Origin of the sequence: Bacteroides sp. f07 (assembly GCF_042854785.1) — a bacterium.
In the GTDB taxonomy this organism is placed as follows: domain Bacteria; phylum Bacteroidota; class Bacteroidia; order Bacteroidales; family Bacteroidaceae; genus Bacteroides.
The window spans coordinates 1628768-1646351 of record NZ_BAABXI010000001.1; the positions used below are offsets into that span (position 1 = coordinate 1628768).

Annotated in this window: 20 protein-coding genes and 1 tRNA gene; 12 read left to right on the forward strand and 9 right to left on the reverse strand. The window is 42.8% G+C overall.

Going from position 1 to position 17584, the window contains the following annotated elements:
• Position 1 precedes the first annotated feature (1 nt).
• Positions 2-1456, reverse strand: a complete 1455-nt coding sequence (locus ACGHVY_RS06560; protein WP_390597942.1) for a sodium:solute symporter — start codon at positions 1454-1456, stop codon at positions 2-4.
• A 90-nt stretch (positions 1457-1546) separates the two neighbouring features.
• On the opposite strand from ACGHVY_RS06560, the gene recR reads away from it, so the two are divergent.
• From recR to ACGHVY_RS06575, 3 genes are read left to right on the forward strand one after another with little or no spacing between them, the layout of a single operon-like run.
• Positions 1547-2164 carry a recombination mediator RecR gene (gene recR, locus ACGHVY_RS06565; protein WP_308743837.1) on the forward strand — a complete coding sequence of 206 codons (618 nt, stop codon included), beginning with the start codon at positions 1547-1549 and terminating at the stop codon, positions 2162-2164.
• Positions 2165-2195: 31 nt separating this feature from the next.
• Positions 2196-2654 (forward strand): hypothetical protein, encoded by a 459-nt coding sequence (locus tag ACGHVY_RS06570; RefSeq protein WP_308743836.1) that lies wholly within the window; start codon positions 2196-2198, stop codon positions 2652-2654.
• Entirely contained in the window at positions 2651-3193 is a 543-nt protein-coding gene (locus tag ACGHVY_RS06575; protein ID WP_308743835.1) for a GNAT family N-acetyltransferase, read from the forward strand. The genes ACGHVY_RS06570 and ACGHVY_RS06575 overlap by 4 nt, the downstream gene beginning before the upstream one ends.
• A gap of 4 nt (positions 3194-3197) precedes the next feature.
• On the opposite strand, the gene ACGHVY_RS06580 is transcribed toward ACGHVY_RS06575, so the two are convergent.
• The gene (locus tag ACGHVY_RS06580) at positions 3198-3788 is read right to left on the reverse strand and encodes a YqgE/AlgH family protein (protein WP_308743834.1); all 591 of its coding nucleotides are present in this window, start codon (positions 3786-3788) and stop codon (positions 3198-3200) included.
• A gap of 94 nt (positions 3789-3882) precedes the next feature.
• A complete protein-coding gene (locus ACGHVY_RS06585) occupies positions 3883-5199 on the reverse strand; it encodes a pyridoxal phosphate-dependent aminotransferase (protein ID WP_308743833.1) in 1317 nt (438 codons plus the stop codon).
• A gap of 156 nt (positions 5200-5355) precedes the next feature.
• Between ACGHVY_RS06585 and ACGHVY_RS06590 the strand changes: the two genes are divergently transcribed.
• Positions 5356-5429 (forward strand) — tRNA-Asp (locus ACGHVY_RS06590).
• 155 nt (positions 5430-5584) lie between these two features.
• Here ACGHVY_RS06590 and ACGHVY_RS06595 read toward each other — a convergent pair.
• From ACGHVY_RS06595 to ACGHVY_RS06610, 4 genes are all read right to left on the reverse strand, one after another.
• A complete protein-coding gene (locus ACGHVY_RS06595) occupies positions 5585-6592 on the reverse strand; it encodes a beta-ketoacyl-ACP synthase III (protein WP_390597945.1) in 1008 nt (335 codons plus the stop codon).
• Positions 6593-6942: 350 nt separating this feature from the next.
• Positions 6943-7401, reverse strand: a complete 459-nt coding sequence (locus ACGHVY_RS06600) for an N-acetylmuramoyl-L-alanine amidase (protein ID WP_390597947.1) — start codon at positions 7399-7401, stop codon at positions 6943-6945.
• 13 nt (positions 7402-7414) lie between these two features.
• A complete protein-coding gene (locus ACGHVY_RS06605; protein WP_308743830.1) occupies positions 7415-7516 on the reverse strand; it encodes a smalltalk protein in 102 nt (33 codons plus the stop codon).
• Between the two features lie 40 nt (positions 7517-7556).
• Positions 7557-8042, reverse strand: coding sequence for an HU family DNA-binding protein (locus ACGHVY_RS06610; RefSeq protein WP_308743829.1), 486 nt, complete (start codon positions 8040-8042; stop codon positions 7557-7559).
• Between the two features lie 217 nt (positions 8043-8259).
• Between ACGHVY_RS06610 and ACGHVY_RS06615 the strand changes: the two genes are divergently transcribed.
• The gene (locus tag ACGHVY_RS06615) at positions 8260-8523 is read left to right on the forward strand and encodes a DUF4248 domain-containing protein (RefSeq protein ID WP_308743828.1); all 264 of its coding nucleotides are present in this window, start codon (positions 8260-8262) and stop codon (positions 8521-8523) included.
• Positions 8524-8721: 198 nt separating this feature from the next.
• On the opposite strand, the gene dnaB is transcribed toward ACGHVY_RS06615, so the two are convergent.
• Both dnaB and ACGHVY_RS06625 read right to left on the reverse strand, forming a co-directional pair.
• Positions 8722-10101: a replicative DNA helicase gene (dnaB, locus tag ACGHVY_RS06620; RefSeq protein ID WP_308743827.1), complete on the reverse strand. Its 1380-nt coding sequence runs from the start codon at positions 10099-10101 to the stop codon at positions 8722-8724.
• Positions 10102-10109: 8 nt separating this feature from the next.
• A complete protein-coding gene (locus tag ACGHVY_RS06625; protein ID WP_308743826.1) occupies positions 10110-10727 on the reverse strand; it encodes a hypothetical protein in 618 nt (205 codons plus the stop codon).
• Positions 10728-11058: 331 nt separating this feature from the next.
• Between ACGHVY_RS06625 and ACGHVY_RS06630 the strand changes: the two genes are divergently transcribed.
• The 7 genes from ACGHVY_RS06630 to ACGHVY_RS06660 all read left to right on the forward strand — a co-directional run bounded on the left by ACGHVY_RS06630 (position 11059) and on the right by ACGHVY_RS06660 (position 17576).
• The gene (locus ACGHVY_RS06630) at positions 11059-12222 is read left to right on the forward strand and encodes an IS4 family transposase (RefSeq protein WP_002561845.1); all 1164 of its coding nucleotides are present in this window, start codon (positions 11059-11061) and stop codon (positions 12220-12222) included.
• 295 nt (positions 12223-12517) lie between these two features.
• Positions 12518-12934 (forward strand): hypothetical protein, encoded by a 417-nt coding sequence (locus ACGHVY_RS06635; RefSeq protein WP_308743825.1) that lies wholly within the window; start codon positions 12518-12520, stop codon positions 12932-12934.
• A 105-nt stretch (positions 12935-13039) separates the two neighbouring features.
• A complete protein-coding gene (locus ACGHVY_RS06640) occupies positions 13040-13447 on the forward strand; it encodes a hypothetical protein (RefSeq protein WP_390597951.1) in 408 nt (135 codons plus the stop codon).
• Between the two features lie 3 nt (positions 13448-13450).
• Positions 13451-14755 (forward strand): DUF3440 domain-containing protein, encoded by a 1305-nt coding sequence (locus ACGHVY_RS06645; protein ID WP_390597953.1) that lies wholly within the window; start codon positions 13451-13453, stop codon positions 14753-14755.
• Positions 14752-15294, forward strand: a complete 543-nt coding sequence (locus tag ACGHVY_RS06650; protein WP_308743822.1) for a ParB/RepB/Spo0J family partition protein — start codon at positions 14752-14754, stop codon at positions 15292-15294. Before ACGHVY_RS06645 ends, ACGHVY_RS06650 begins: the two co-directional genes overlap by 4 nt.
• A gap of 188 nt (positions 15295-15482) precedes the next feature.
• Positions 15483-16412: an SDR family oxidoreductase gene (locus ACGHVY_RS06655; protein ID WP_308743821.1), complete on the forward strand. Its 930-nt coding sequence runs from the start codon at positions 15483-15485 to the stop codon at positions 16410-16412.
• A gap of 30 nt (positions 16413-16442) precedes the next feature.
• On the forward strand, positions 16443-17576 hold the full coding sequence (locus ACGHVY_RS06660) for a hybrid sensor histidine kinase/response regulator (protein ID WP_308743820.1): 1134 nt from the start codon (positions 16443-16445) through the stop codon (positions 17574-17576).
• Positions 17577-17584: the final 8 nt, after the last annotated feature.

The following is a 17584-nucleotide window of genomic DNA, read 5'->3' on the forward strand; positions in this document are numbered from 1 at the left end:
TTCATGATATTTCCAGCGTTTTCGCTTTTCCGGACATAAACATCAACCCTGCAAAGGTAAGCGTTCCATTTAACATGAGCAATTCATAACCGAATTTATATCCGGTTTCTTTGGCTATCCACCAGTTCAGCGCATAACAGAGCAGTGGAGAGGCGATGGCAATGAAAGGAACGAGGCGGTCGTCGGTCAGTCTCCGGGTGAACAGTCCGAAGGCGAACATACCTAGCAGGGGGCCGTATGTATAGGAAGCGATGATGTATATCGCATCAATTACACTCTTATTATCCAGCATCTCTACCAGGCAAATGAAGAAAGCCAATAGGATTGAAAGAGATATATGCACTTTATTTCTTTTGCGGCGTGCCGTTTCTTCGCTATCCTTTCCTGTATCCAGCAAGTCGATGCATACACTGGTTGTCATGGCTGTCAAGGCAGAATCCGAGTTGCTGAAAGCGGCTGCAATGATTCCGATAGTAAAGAGTATCAGTACGGATTGTCCTAAGTAACCTTGTGTGGCGAACATCGGCAGAATATCATCGTTCATGGCAGGTAGTTCCAGTTGCATTTGTCCGGCCAGTGTTATCAGTAGAATTCCCAGGCACAGGAAAAGAAAGTTCAGCGGGATGAATGAGAATCCGTAGCAATATATATTCTTTTGTGCTTCGCGCAGATTGCGGCAGGAAAGATTCTTTTGCATCATGTCCTGGTCGAGTCCGGTCATAACAATCACAATGAAGATGCCGCTGAAAAATTGCTTGAAAAAGTTCTGCCGTGACATCCAGTCATCGAGGACGAATATCCGGCTGTGTCCGCTGTTTTGAATGGTCTGGACAATGCCGCTGAAATTCAAGTCCAACTTTTGAATTGTGAAATAAATGATGAAAACCAGTGTTGTAATCAGGCAGAAAGTTTGCAGGGTATCTGTCCACACAATTGTTTTTATCCCGCTTTTATAAGTGTATATCCATACTAATGCCACTGAACCGACGGCAATGGTCCAGAAAGGAGCATTCATCTCCTGAAATACATAGGTGTGTAGAATCAAGCAGACCAGATAGAGTTTCGCAGCCGTTCCCAGCATACGCGACAGCAGAAAGAAAAAGGAACCGGTGCGATAGGCGCGTGCTCCGATGCGTGTGCCGAGATAGCCGTATATGCTTGTCAGGTTGAGCTTATAATATAAAGGAAGCAGAATATGTGCCACTACCATATATCCGAAAAAGAATCCGAATACCGTTTGCAGGTAGGTCATATCCATTCCGCGTACCATGCCCGGCACAGAGACGAAAGTAACTCCGGATATAGAGGCGCCGATCATTCCGAAAGAGACTACATACCAGGGCGATTTGTTCTCTCCCTTGAAGAACGCTGCATTCGAACTGCCTTTGCGTCCGGTGATACGGGCTATTAATAATAATACCGCAAAGTAGCATATAATAGTAATAAGTATCATCATAACGGTTGCAAAGGTAGTATTTTTTGCAGGTATTAAAACAATATTCTGTATCTTTGCGCCAAATTATCGACGGAATAGTAATTATTATCTATGAATCAACAATATCCTTCCGTACTGCTTGAAAAGGCAGTCGGCGAATTTTCCAAACTTCCGGGCATCGGGCGCAAGACGGCTATGAGGCTTGTCCTGCATCTGCTCCGTCAGGATACGGCTACGGTGGAAGCGTTCGGAAGTTCCATTATAACACTGAAACGCGAGGTGAAATATTGCAAGGTCTGCCATAATATATCCGATACCGAAACTTGCCAGATTTGTGCTAATCCGCAGCGGGATGCATCCATTATTTGTGTGGTGGAGAATATCCGTGACGTGATGGCGGTAGAAGCAACCCAGCAATACAGGGGATTGTATCATGTTCTGGGTGGTGTCATTTCTCCGATGGATGGGGTAGGGCCGAGCGATTTGCAAATAGAGAGTCTGGTGCAACGGGTAGCCGAAGGGGGAATCAAAGAAGTTATCCTGGCTTTGAGCACTACAATGGAAGGAGATACCACGAACTTTTATATCTACCGCAAATTAGATAAGCTGGGAGTCAGGCTCAGTGTGATTGCGCGCGGCATATCCGTTGGAGACGAACTGGAATATGCCGACGAAGTCACTTTGGGGCGTAGCATTGTGAACCGGACGGTTTTCACCGGAACTATATAATCAAAATCATCTTTAGAATTTTAGAACGGACATGGAAGAACAGATAAAACGCGCTGTCAGAAATTTGAATATCAGTTATATTATCTTTTGGGTACTCCCGGCATTCCTGCTTGGGGCAGGGGAGTTTGAACTCATTCCCGTAGGAAGCATTGAGGGGAATGTGCAAGCTACTTATTACTTTGAAACTATCGGCATCTTACTGACCGCCTTGTGTGTGCCTCTTTCTCTGAAACTATTTAGTCTTGTACTTAAAAAGAAGATAGATAATATGACGATTCTGCTTGCATTGAAACGTTATGTGCAGTGGAGTATCGTCCGGTTGGGAATACTCGAAATCGCTATTGTTGTCAATCTTCTATGCTATTATTTGACATTGAGCAGCACAGGTAATCTTTGTATGCTGATTGGCTTGACGGCTTCTCTGTTTTGTCTGCCTGGCGAGAAGAAATTGCGTAATGAACTTCACATCTCAAAAGACAAGGACGAATGAGACAATCTTTTTTAATGAACGACCGCATCTATCTTCGTGCAGTAGAACCGGAAGATATGGATGTTATGTACGAAATGGAAAATGATCCTTCCATGTGGGATATCAGTAACTTCACAGTTCCTTATTCCCGTTACGTGTTACGTCAGTATATCGAAGGCTCACAATGTGATGTCTTTGCGGATAAACAACTGCGTCTGATGATTGTGGGCAAGTCCGACCATTGCATACTTGGCACGATTGATATTACGGATTTTGTACCTCTCCATTCGCGCGGAGAGGTAGGAATCGCTGTTCATAAGGATTACCGTCAACAAGGATATGCCACCGACGCATTAAAGTTGCTTTGCGAGTATGCTTTTGACTTCCTTTCTTTAAGCCAGCTTTATGCGCACGTAGCAGTAGACAATGAAGTCTGTATGAAGCTATTTACATCTTGTGGCTTCGTCCAATGCGGGTTATTAAAGAATTGGCTGCAGGTGGGAGGTTGTTACAAAGATGCAGTGCTCTTTCAGTATTTGAATCCCAAGAAACAAAAATGATGAATCAGTTGAAAGTAGGCACTTGTGGGAAACGTGACCACGTTTCATACTTGCTGCCTAACTTCTCTAGGGCTTTCCGCCACATATCCTTAGTGTCATCCTTCATCAGATAAGACTTTTCTTCTTCAGAAACCAGCCATGTGTTTTCTTTAATTTCATTGTGCAACTGATTGCTTTCCCAACCGGAATATCCCAGGAAAAAGCGGATGTGTTCACTTATTTTATTCCCCTGTAAAATGTATTTCTTTATTTCGTTAAAATCTCCGTTCAGATAAAGACCTTTGCTGATAGAAATAGACCCGGAAACCTCTGCTAATGTATGAAGATAAAACAAGGTATCGGTGGCAACAGGCCCGCCTTTATACAGCGGAATCTCATCGAGATATTTGAATTCCATGATAATATCATTGAGAAGGAGTGGCAATGGTTTGTTGACAACCAGCCCCATACTCCCTTCCTCTGTGTGGTCGACCAATAATATTACGGATCTGCCAAACGTTGCATCACGTAAAAAAGGTTCGGATATTAAAATCTTTCCTCTTGACGGAAGCACATTATTTGATTGAATCTTAAATATGTCCTGGTTTATATTCATGCCACTAAAGTAATAAAAAAAACGGAATAACAATCGTTCTTTCCGTTTTTTTTCATTTTAGGAGTAGCTTTTATGAATATCTTCCAACGAACGGTCAGGCTACCGGATGGTTTTCTGCAAATAGCTTCATCCTTTCGTCAAGTTGTGCGTATTGATGGTCTTTGATGAAGGATGTACATGCCCGCAGACCTTCCTGATGGCTTCCCGTTGTGACTAATGATATTGCGCTTACGCCATAATACATAAGTTCTTTAGCCAATTCGCCGCTGGTCATTCCCGGATATCCGATTGTAAAATAGAATCCGTCTGCAATCGGGTCGCCCAAATCGTTGTCATATACCAGGTGGAACCCGTGACGAAGGAAGATTTCCTTTAACTTCTTCGCTCTTTCACCGTATATTTTCACTTCGTCGAGGAAGTTGTATTGTCCCTCATTGGCAGCTTTTAGCATCGCAGCCATGGCAAACTGTGCCGAATGGCTCGTTCCCGAAGAAAGCGCATAAAGCACCCGGTGGATAAAGACAGTACCGAAAGTACCACCCCCGTAACGTTTGGTCAGCCCCGGATAGCTGCGATGATATAATTTGTCGGAGATACAGCTTACGCCAATGCGTTGTCCGGCATAGCTGAATGCTTTGGAGCCTGAAATCAGCAATACATAATTATCTGTATAATGAGCAACCGACGGCTGGAATGGTGCCTGGTATGGATTACTCAGGTTCTGACGGAAATCCATTGCGAAATAGGCCAAATCTTCCAGAACGATGACATCGTATTGCGTGGCCAACTCACCGATGATTTTCAATTCTTCATCTTTCAGGCAAATCCAACTGGGGTTATTGGGATTTGAATAGATTATCGCCGAGATATTTCCTCTTTTCAGATAACTTTCCAGTTTCTCTCTTAGCTTTTCGCCCCGATAGTCATATACATCGAACGTTTCATATTTTTGTCCCATCACTACCAACTGCTGTTTCTGTACGGGAAAGCCCGGATCAATAAACAGGATTGTATCTTTCTTCTCATCACATTGGCTGCAAGTGAGGAAGGAAGCGAATGTGCCTTGCATGGAACCGGTCACGGGTACGCATCCTTCCGGACTTAAATCAATATTTATAAATGCTTTGATAAAGTTGGAAGCTTCTTTCTTCAATTCCGGCAATCCGTTGATGTCAGGATATAGGCTGGCAATGCCTTTCTGCAAGGCTTCAATTTCCGCTTTCACTCCTACCGCGGAAGGCGGAAGTCCCGGAACACCCATTTCCATCTTAATGAATTCCACTCCCGATGCTGTTTCAGCCTTTGAAGCAATAGCTTTCACTTCCCGGATTGTAGCTTTAGAAAAATCGACAATTTGAAACTCATTTATGGTTTCGTCAATCAGATGTCGTTCAATTGGTGTATTTTTCATTCTATTTTTATTTTACGTAATAGTTGCAAATGTACAGGATAATTCTCAATAAACCCACTTTTTTAGAAAAAAAGATATGAAAGCTATTGCAGGTTTCAAAAAAATATCTACCTTTGCAACCGCAATCGAGAGAGATGCGATTTAAAATGAAATTCTGGTGCGTTAGTTCAGTTGGTTAGAATACATGCCTGTCACGCATGGGGTCACGGGTTCGAGTCCCGTACGCACCGCCTCTTCAAGAAAGCAAATAAAGAAAAAAGCTCTGAAATTCAAGGATTTCAGAGCTTTTTCTTTATGCGGCAGAATATAACCGCCTCAATAAAATGGAGAAGCATGGTTCATCCCCGCCTGTTGAATATGCTTCATGCTTTGGTATGGATATTTTTTATGGGTGTATTTTCCCGCCATATCCCCACTTCAAATAAATAGCTCCCCAGGCAAATCCGGCTCCGAAGGCTGTAAGAATCACATTATCTCCTTTTTTGAACTTATCTTCAAAATCCCAGATGCAGAGTGGGAGTGTGCCGGCACTTGTGTTGCCGTAGCGTTCTATATTAACCATGACTTTCTCAGGTGATATTTCTAAACGCTGAGTCACGGCGGTGATAATACGTTGGTTAGCCTGATGGGGAATTACCCAGTCAATATCTTCTTTGCTTAAATGATTTCTTTCGATAACAGATTCGCAGGCGGCAGCCATATTGGCCACGGCATACTTGAAAACAGTACGCCCTTCCTGATAGATATAGTGCATTTGATTGTCTAATGTATAATAAGAAGGGGCGCATACGGAACCACCGGCTTTTATATGCAGGAAAGGTAATCCCTTGCCATCCGTTCTTAATACGGAATCCATAATTCCTACATCTTCGGTGGTAGGCTCCAACATGACGGCTGCTCCACCATCGCCGAAAATAGGGCAAGTCGCGCGATCTGTATAATTTATGATTGACGACATCTTTTCAGCACCTACAACCACGACCTTTTTGTAATTTCCCGAGCGAATGAAATTTGCTCCTGTTTCCAATGCATACAAGAAACCGCTGCACACAGCTTGCATATCAAAGGCGAAAGCATTTTTTAATTTTAGCCTTTCGCATAAGATGGAAGCTGTCGAAGGAAAGCGGTAATCAGGCGTGGTAGTAGCAACGATTATCAGGTCAATATCATCCGGATTTGTTTTTGTACGCTGAATCAATTGCTTCACAGCTTTGCGTGCTATATATGAAGTACCGAGTCCTTCTTCTTTCAGAATATGCCTTTCCTTAATTCCGATACGTCCCATAATCCATTCGTCGGTGGTTTCTACCATCTTAGAAATTTCATCATTAGTCAAGATGTAATCGGGAACATATCCCCCAACTCCTGTAATTACTGCGTTAATTTTATCCATCGGTTCTATTTTATTTAGCTGTTTTATTTGAATAAGACGGTTTTTATAGCAAATAATAAATGTGGGCGCAAATATAGAGAAAAGAGAATGGATTCCAACAACCGCCTGAAAAACAGCTTTCTTTTTAATTAATAAAAAGGAATATTAGACCAAATTTCGGTAAAGTATTTGGCTTTGTTTTTTGCCCGGCCGAAAGATTTACGCCGGATAGTGCATTGCATCTTGATGTCTTTTTCCGGAAGATTCTAAATAAATAATTTGAGGGATTCTTTATAGGGTAATATCGTACAATAAGTAAAGGCGGTCATTTTAAACGGCCGCCTTTACTATTAAATCCTCCTCGAAACCTTTTACAAATCCGAATACTCTTTTCTTGCGTCAAAGCAAGGACAAGCCTTATGTACATCCGCACTCAACTGGTAATGCCCTACAATCCTTGCTTCGGGATAGAGTCCTTTCAACTCACTCAATACCCGCCGAAGCGTCTCTTTCTGCAAAGCAGTCCTTGTGTCAGCCGGCTTTCCCGATTCATCCAGTCCGCCTTCATAGCAAATTCCTAAACTATGTAAGTTGAATCCCAGTGCATGCGCTCCGATTTCACTCATCGGACGGGTATGATGGAGAACCCCGTCTTTCGTCACATAAAAATGATAACCGATGCATTTGAATCCCCGCTTTAAATGACATTTGAGCAATTGCTCTTCCGTGAAGGGAATATTTGCCCGTGTAGCACTGCAATGTACGACAATGTACTGGATGCTCCGTGGCACATATTCCTCTTTCAGAGAAAATTCTTTCAAGTCTTTCATCTCATTCGTGCGTTTAGATGTGAGCTGCACAAGACGTTACGCCCAGGGCGGACACGATTGAAGTGGCTACGGTGATAAAGATTTGCAAGATTTGTTTCCAAATAGATTTTTTCATGACTTTTTACTTTTAAATGGTGAATATATAACTGCTAAGATTATGCTGCCGGATCCGGATCGGGAGTTTCTCCGTCGTTTCCATCGTCCGGATTCGGATCGGGAACGGTGACATCATCATCGCCTTCCTCTTTACCCGGCTTGATCAAGGTGTACTTCATCGCCTTACACATATCCACGAGCATACTTCCCGGATGAAAACGGACGTGCGATATCTTGATACAGGTGGCTGCCTTGAACTTCTCTGCTGTTTCCGTCGCATTGCCGGTGGAAATCGTTATACGGAAGCTCCCCATATCCCCCAAAAGAACAATATTACCCAGCGCCAACTGATTCTTCATTTCCAACAAAAACTCCGTGATGCAACCTTTCAGCTCACCGATGGAAAAGGAAGAACGCTCTGAGATACGACTGATTATCTCGTCTGTATCCACTCTGCGGTTGCTACGTGCCATCGCATAAAACTTAGCCGGTTCCTGTGGCTTCAATGGGTTCTTTCGTTCCACTACTACATACTTCTGTGCCATAATTTTTTCTTTTAAGATTAATACTTGAAACTTACTGTTTACTTCTTGGAAAACATATTCCTGTAATCGATTACACTGCAAAGATACCATATCGGAGCAGGGGAGTGAACGTTAGTGAACGACACTGAACGGTAGTTATTATTTTTGACTAAATACTTGCCGGTATACGGAAAAAACACTACCTTTATACCATTAATATTAGAATAATCCGGATAAAATGGAAGAAGTTAGATTTTGCGTGAGATGCTATGATAAGTTAGAACTGGCAAGGATGTATTTCCCATATTTGAGTGACCCTGTATCCGTAGCCAAACTCCGTCGCTGGATGCGTAATTGTATGCCTTTGATGGAGGAATTGACGGCGGGGGATTTTCACCCGAAACTGAAAATGTTCAGCGCGCGGGAGGTTCGCTTAATCGTACGTTATTTGGGAGAACCGGATGGCTATATTCTTATGCATGAACATGCTGATGTAAGATGACCGTGTTTTTGAGTTGAAACGACTGTACCTTTGGGTTGAAACGACTGTATCTTTGAATTAGAACGACCGCTCCTTTGAATAGAAAAGAGTGGTCGTTTTAATTCAAAGATACGCTTGTTCTCCAAATACCGACCGCCCGCTTGTCTCCAATCAAGCGGGCGGTTAAAATAAATAAATCGAATGTTTGATAAAAAACGGCTAAGCGGTTGTATTCTTTTTCATCCAATCTATTCCGGGCACGTAGTCTTCCAGCTTTGTCATGCTCGGGTCATGTCTGAAGTAAAGTTCCTTGGTCGTTCCGTTACGGTGTTTGACAACATCTATCACACCCAGCCCTTCGGTAGGATATGAACTCTTGCGGTCTGTCTCACGTCCTGAAAGGGCGGGGCGTGAAAGCATCAGTACCAAGTCCGCGTCTTGTTCGATAGCTCCACTTTCGCGAAGGTCGCTCAGGCTGGGGCGATTGTCGGGACGTCCTTCCACATTACGGTTCAACTGGCTGAGAAGTATCACGGGGATATTCAGATCTTTTGCCAGCATCTTGGCTTTACGGCTGGCCTGGGCTACCTCTTGCTCGCGGTTGCGGTTGTTCTGGTCGCTTTTCATGTCGCACAGTTGCAGGTAGTCGATGATGATACCGTCACATTGCCCTTTGCTATGCAACAGTTTTGCCGAAGAGCGGACATAATCCATGCTTACTGACGGATTATCATCGATGTGAATGGGCAGGCGTGACAGTTCCGTTGACGCTTCGTGTATCTGCTGTAACTCGTTGGGAGTAAGCTGTCCGCTGCGGAGATGGTCAGGGTTGACCCTCGGAGCGGCAGCCAGTAACCAGCGATCTCCCAGACGTTCGCCTTGCATTTCGAGACTATATACAGCGATATGGTATCCGGCAATAGCGGCAGCCCGTGCCAGGTGCAGGGCAAAGGCGGTTTTGCCTACTGCGGGACGGGCGGCGATAACTACCTCGTCACCGGGTTGCCAGCCGCACGTCAGGCGGTCGAGGTCGGCAAATCCGGTGGGCAGCCCCGTGACACCATTCTTGTTAGAGGCAATGCGGACTTCTATCTGCTTGATAGTATCATCCATAAGTTGCAACATGGAACGAAGATGTTCGGAGTTGCCACGCTCTTTCTCCAGCCGGTCGAAAAGGGTATGGGCATCAGCCAGTGTATCATCTATGTCGGTTGTTTCATCGGCCGCCAGTGCCAGGAGTTTGTGGAACGCCAGAATCGCTTCGCGGCGGATATATTTCTGTTTCAGAATCCGGGCATGGTATTCGAGATGGGCACTGGACACTACACGGGCGCTGATGCGTACTATTGTGTAAGGCCCGCCTATGAATTCGAGCTTGCCGCGTCGGGCAAGTTCCTCTTTTGCCGTCATGATGTCTATTGCCTGTCCGGCACGGTACATGCTCTGCAAGGCGGAATAAATCTCACGGTTTGTTTCAGTGTAAAAAACTTCCGGTCGCAATATGTCTGCAACCAGTGTGATAGCTTTGCTTTCCAGCAGGCAGGCGCCGAGTACGATTTCCTCGAGCTCGGCATCCTGCGGGTTTAAAATTTCACTCATTCTCTTTTCTAATAATCATATTCATTCATGAATGCCTTGTACGACAGATACGTGCTTGCCTGCATACAGTATTTCGTATCTGCTAGGTTGTCATAATATTCATCAATATTCTTCAGGCTGAGATTTCGCTCATGAGGAGAAAGTTTTTTCCATTCCCGGCGCGCGCGCCCGATATTGAGCTTGGGCGTTTGGGTTACTTCATGATATTTCTCCCAGAATGTTTCGAAGGTGACTCCGTTCGTTTCTTCACGAGCATTCTCGCGACGCTTCTGTCCAACGAACATATCGTAGGCGGGGATACGTATGTGAGTGGTATACGGGTTGGCAACTCTCTGGATAATACCCTCTTCATACATCTTATTGAAGAAATACCGTGTACGGCTGCGTTTCCATCCGAACAATTCAGCCCAGCGAGCGATGGACATCACGGACTCGCCACGGCGACACTCGAACGTGTGATTATGGGTACAACACTCTGTGGTGCTGTAATTGACGTGGGTTAATACCAGGATAAAGGCATCGAAGTATCCTCTTGCGCCTTTAGTCGCTTTAATCTGCTCCTCAAATAACACTTTAGGGAAGAGAAGATATCCCTTTTTTAGCATTTCTGCTGTTGGTTTATTCATTTTCATATAGTTTTGGTGAATATATTATGAAAGTATTCCGGCTGTTTGGTATCTCTGTTTTTTTGAACCACCCGAACCGACCTCTTTCGTCTTTCTCAAATGCCTTGTTTGAATGGGGAACCGCGTATGTCGTAATCGCGCTTCGACCACCCCTCAATCCCCATAATATATATAGTAAAGAAAGAATGTATTAAAATACATTGTATCATTACTGTCCCGTAAAAGTGGATAAATAGTTCTTTGAAATAATTGAAATATAGTCTATTAGATACTACTTTTTAGGCGCGACGATTTGAAATCATACCTTTGAGGTCAATTAAGGTGACCTCAAATGAACCAAGATAAATATGTTTTCGCTCAGTTAGTAGAATTCTTGAACAATGATAAGTTCAGAAGACTTGTAGACAAGTATGATGGCAATCGTTATGTGAAACATTTCACTTGCTGGAGTCAGTTACTTGCAATGATGTTCGGTCAACTCAGTAATCGTGAAAGTCTTCGTGACTTGATTGTAGCTTTGGAAGCACATCAAGGAAAGCGTTATCATTTGGGATTGGGTCGTGAGCCCATTGCCAAAACTACGCTTGCATCTGCCAATCAGAATCGGGATTACAGAATCTTCGAAGATTTTGCTTTCTATATGATGAAGGAAGCATGTGAAAAACGATCGACTCACATCTTGGATATTCCAGGAAGGAAGTATGCGTTTGATTCCACTACGATTCCTTTATGTTTGGCTACATTCCCTTGGGCGAAGTTCCGTAAGAAAAAAGGTGGAGTTAAGGCTCATGTCCTTTATGACATAGAAGCACAACTTCCAGCCTTTTATACAGTAACTACAGCATCCAGGCATGATTCAACAGAAATGTCCGCAATTAATTATGAGCCAAATGCTTATTATATATTTGACAGAGCGTATGACTCGTTTAAAGAACTTTATCGGATTCATCTTACAGGTTCTTTCTTTGTAGTCAGAGCGAAGTCTAATCTGAAATGCAAGTTCTGTAAATGGAAGCGTAGAATGCCGAAGAATATCCTTTCAGATGCGGAAGTGAAACTGATAGGGTACACTTCTGAAAAGAAGTATCCTGAATCATTCAGAGTCATCCGTTTCTATGATGAAGAGGATGATCGTGAATTCACATTCCTGACGAATGCCAAACACATATCTGCACTTGATGTTGCCAATCTTTATAAGAAAAGATGGTTCGTGGAACTTTTCTTCAAATGGCTGAAACAACACCTTAAGATAAAAAGGTTCTGGGGTACTACCGAGAATGCGGTTCGAATACAGATTAGTGTTGCTATCATCACCTATTGTTTAGTAGCTATTGTCCAATATGATATGCAACTGAATCGTTCAACTTATGAGGTCTTGCAGATTCTTAGCATCTCATTAACAGATAAAACGCCTTTACAAGAGCTGTTTAATAAGACTAATTTCAATGATGTCAAAGAACAATTTAATCCCCTTATTCCGGGATTATTTGATTAATTAATAACTCGTCCCGATTTTAACGGGACACTAGTGACATTGTATCTTTTTCTCCTTTTCCATTATCTACAAAGTTTGATTACGCCACAAAAGTACTACTTGCCTCACAGGCTGAAAAAACAAACTTTTTAATGCCGGTAATTTAAATATCTCATTTCCGTGAAAAAATTTTTAATTAAAAATCTAATTATTTAAACAATCTTCTCTATATTTGCATGCGAAAAGAGATTTTATATGGCATTTTAAATGGCTATCCGGAAGCAGTGCCAGAGTATTCATGTATAACTAAAAAATTATGGAATTAAAAGGAACAGAAGCAATAAAGGAACGTTTACAACATAAGCGCGAACAATACATGCACCAGAAAGAGAAGTCGGAACAAATGAAGTGTACAATGCAAAAGACGGAAGAGGAAATAGAACAATTGGAATATATACTTAATGAGATGGAGCATATAGAAGATACGAACCGTGCGCCACAAATTATTCCCAATGATAAAGTAGGGGAGACTTTTGCACACCTCTGCCAGATATTTGATTATCTACAGCATCGTTATAAACTGTTTTTTAAGTATAGGCTGGCATGTGAAGTGGTGTGTGCACGTTATAAATTCCGGAGTCGGTCGCACATTCCCGGACGTGAATATCTCAGTTCTGCTACCGTGCTGACTTACTTTAAACGTGAAAGAGGAATGGTGAATGCCAGACATTAATAATATTAAATATAAAGATAATAATATGAAAAACAAATGTTTTAGGAACAGAAATGACTGAATTGATATTTTTTCCTTATTTTTGTATGTCCATTTTTGAATGATATGATACAGATAATACAATTAAAAGGAAAAGACAAACACTTGTATCGGCTCTTGGCACCGATGGTTATGGATCCTGAAGTCATACGCGCCAATAATAATTACCCTTTCAAAACAAGCGAGGAGTATGTGTGGTTTATTGCACTGAAAGATAAAGAGGTGGTAGGTTTCATTCCGGTAGAGCAAAAAAGCCGGAAGAAGGCTGTAATCAATAATTATTATGTGAATGCAGAAGATGCTGAACGGGAGGAAATTCTGTCGCATCTGTTACCTGCCATCATTAAGGAGTTCGCCCCCGAGAACTGGCTGCTTAATTCTGTCACATTGATACAAGACAAAGAAATATTCGAGAAGTTTGAATTTATATCCATGGATAAAAAGTGGACAAGATATGTTAAAATGTATAGATGATATATGGGGAAAAAGAAGATAACAGGAACAAAAAATGTATATGAACTGGCACAAGAACGACTAAAGGTTATATTTAACGAGTTTGATAATATCTATGTATCTTTTTCCGGTGGCAAGGACAGCGGGGTACTGTTGAACATGTGTATAGACTATATCCGGAAGAATAATTTGAAAATACGTCTCGGAGTCTTTCATATGGATTACGAGATTCAATATAAGATGACCATTGATTATGTAGACCGGATTCTGGAAGCTAATAAGGATATTTTGGATGTGTACCGGGTGTGTGTGCCTTTCCGCGTGTCTACGTGTACATCTATGTATCAATCATTCTGGCGCCCCTGGGAAGACAGTAAGAAGAATATATGGGTGCGCTCCATGCCCAAGAAGGCAATGACCAAGGACGACTTTCCATTTTATAACACAACGATGTGGGATTATGAGTTCCAGATGCGTTTTGCGCAATGGATACATAATAAAAATGACGCAGTGCGGACTTGCTGCCTGATCGGAATCCGCACGCAGGAAAGTTTCAACCGGTGGCGGTGTATCTACATGAGCCGCAAATTCCAGATGTATCATAAGTACAAGTGGACATCGAAAGTGGGGAACGATATTTATAATGCCTATCCTATCTTCGACTGGAAAACGACGGATGTATGGACTGCCAACGGAAAGTTCCAGTGGGATTATAATACGTTGTATGACCTTTATTATCGTGCAGGTGTCAACCTGGAACGGCAGCGTGTGGCAAGTCCCTTTATCAATGAAGCGCAGGAGAGTCTCCAGCTCTATCGGGTGCTCGATCCCAATACATGGGGCAAGATGATAGGGCGGGTGAACGGTGTCAACTTTACCGGAATGTATGGCGGTACTCATGCCATGGGGTGGCAATCGGTGAAACTGCCCGAAGGATATACGTGGCGTGAGTTTATGTACTTCCTGCTGTCCACTTTGCCGGAGCGGGCACGGAAGAATTATCTTCGGAAGTTGTCGGTGAGCGTAAACTTCTGGCGGACGAAGGGGGGCTGCCTGAGTGAGGCCACTATCAAGAAACTGATTGATGCCAAAGTGCCGATTATCGTCATGGACAACAGCAATTATAAAACGCTGAAGAAACCGGTACGTATGGAATATCAGGATGATATTGATATACCGGAGTTTAGGGAGATACCTACATACAAGCGGATGTGCATCTGTATCATCAAGAACGACCATGCCTGCAAGTATATGGGATTCTCGCCGACGAAGGAAGAGATGAGTAAGAGAAGTCAAATTATGGAACAATATAGAATCATAGTGTCATGAGTGTAGATAAAAGCCCTGTTTACGATGTAAAAGCGGTACCCGTAGAGAAGGTATATGCAAACGATTATAATCCGAATGTCGTAGCACCGCCCGAAATGAAGTTGCTGGAACTTTCTATCTGGGAAGATGGCTTTACGATGCCATGCGTGTGTTATTATAATAAAGAAGAAGATAACTATATCCTGGTGGACGGTTATCACCGCTATACGGTGCTGAAGACTTCGAAGCGTATTTATAACCGGGAGAACGGACTGCTTCCGATTGTAGTGATAGATAAAGACTTGTCGAACCGTATGAGTTCGACGATACGGCACAACCGTGCCCGTGGGATGCATAACATTGAATTGATGTGCAACATCGTAGCGGAACTCGACAAAGCGGGTATGTCCGACCAGTGGATTATGAAAAATATCGGTATGGACCGTGACGAATTGTTACGTCTGAAACAAATTTCCGGTTTGGCGGATCTCTTTGCCAACCGGGAGTTCAGTATTCCTGACGAGATTGCCCCTACTGAAACAGAACGTAAGGTGTTATAACCTAATTGTTTTTATAGTACCGGACTCCGCCACTTTGTCATTTAGACATAGACCATACAAGGTATAGCGTTTTTTTTCGAAAATATCCTTTCCGAAAATTGTATATATAAAGCAAATCGGTTACATTTGTGACCATAAACAAAACGGAGGGACGGTGTCTCTTTAGTAAACAATAGAAAAAACGCATAATGAAAAGAATACTGGTAAGTGGGGGAGCCGGATTTATAGGCTCGCATCTTTGTACACGGCTTATAAATGACGGACACGAAGTGATATGCCTCGATAATTTTTTTACGGGATCGAAAGATAACATTGCTCATTTAATGAATAATCATCATTTTGAGGTAGTAAGACATGATGTCACTTACCCTTATTCTGCTGAGGTGGATGAGATATACAATTTGGCTTGTCCTGCATCTCCTATTCATTATCAGCACGACCCTATCCAGACGGCAAAAACATCTGTGATGGGGGCTATTAATATGTTGGGATTAGCTATGAGACTGAATGCCAAAATATTACAGGCTTCAACAAGTGAAGTGTACGGAGATCCCATTATTCATCCACAACCGGAAAGTTATTGGGGAAACGTGAATCCGGTGGGCTACCGTTCTTGTTATGATGAGGGAAAACGCTGTGCGGAAACCTTGTTTATGGATTATCACCGTCAGAATGATGTGCGTGTGAAGATTATCCGTATCTTTAATACGTATGGTGCGCGAATGTTGCCGAATGACGGACGTGTGGTTTCCAATTTTGTTCTGCAAGCATTGAATAATGAAGATATTACCATATATGGTGACGGCAAACAGACACGCAGTTTCCAGTATATTGATGATTTGATTGAGGGGATGATACGGATGATGGATACGGAAGATGATTTCACCGGACCTGTGAATTTGGGGAACCCGAATGAGTTTCCGGTGCTTGATCTGGCAAAAAGGATAATCAGCCTGACCGGTTCGTCTTCGAAAATTGTATTCAAGCCTTTGCCGGACGATGACCCGAAACAACGTCAGCCGGACATTACGCTGGCTAAGGAGAAACTTAATTGGGAGCCTGCTATTGAATTGGAAGATGGATTGAAGCGTATGATTGAGTATTTTAAAAAAGTTTGATGTGTAAAAAACTATTATAACGCGATTATTATGAATATGGAAATAAATCCTTCTGAATATAAAGTGCTCATTGTGGATGATGTAATCTCAAACGTGCTTTTGCTGAAGGTACTTTTGACCAATGAGAAATTCAATATTGTGACAGCCGGCAATGGTACACAAGCATTGGAACAGGTAAAGAAGGAAAAACCGGATCTTGTACTACTAGACGTCATGATGCCCGATATCAGTGGATTTGAAGTGGCACAGCAGATGAAGGCAGATCCGGAAATGGCTGAAATTCCGATTATTTTCCTGACGGCACTAAATAGCACTGCGGATATCGTGAAAGGATTTCAGGTAGGTGGAAATGACTTTATATCGAAGCCGTTCAACAAGGAGGAACTGATTATCCGTGTGACGCATCAGATTTCTCTGGTTGCGGCAAAACGAATCATCGTGGCGCAGACGGAAGAGTTGCGTAAGACAATCATGGGACGTGACAAACTCTATTCTGTGATTGCACATGACTTGCGCTCACCGATGGGCTCTATCAAGATGGTGCTGAATATGCTGATTCTGAATTTGCCGAGTGATACTATCGGTGACGAGATGTATGAAATGCTGACGATGGCGAATCAGACGACTGAAGATGTGTTCTCATTGCTTGATAATTTGCTGAAATGGACGAAGAGCCAGATTGGCAAGTTGAAGGTGGTTTATCAGGATATTAATATGGCGGAGGTCGTAGAGGGGGTAAGTGAAATCTTCACGATGGTGGCCAGCTTGAAGAATATCAAGATTGTACAGGATGTGCCTGTGACGAGTGTGGCTGTGCGCGCTGATATCGACATGATTAAGACGGTGATCCGTAACTTGATCAGTAATGCTATCAAGTTCAGCAATGAAGGAACGGAAGTTGTGGTGTCATTGGCTGAGGAAGATGGTATGGCAATTGTTAGTGTGAAAGACAGTGGTTGTGGTATTGACGAAGAAAATCAGAAGAAGTTGTTGCATACGGATACTCATTTCAGTACTTTCGGTACAAATAATGAGGAAGGTTCGGGACTCGGACTGTTGCTGTGCCAGGACTTTGTTGTCAAGAATGGCGGTAAACTTTGGTTTACTTCGAAGAAGGGGGAAGGGTCTACATTTAGCTTCTCTATTCCGTTGCTCGAAAAATAATAGTTTCA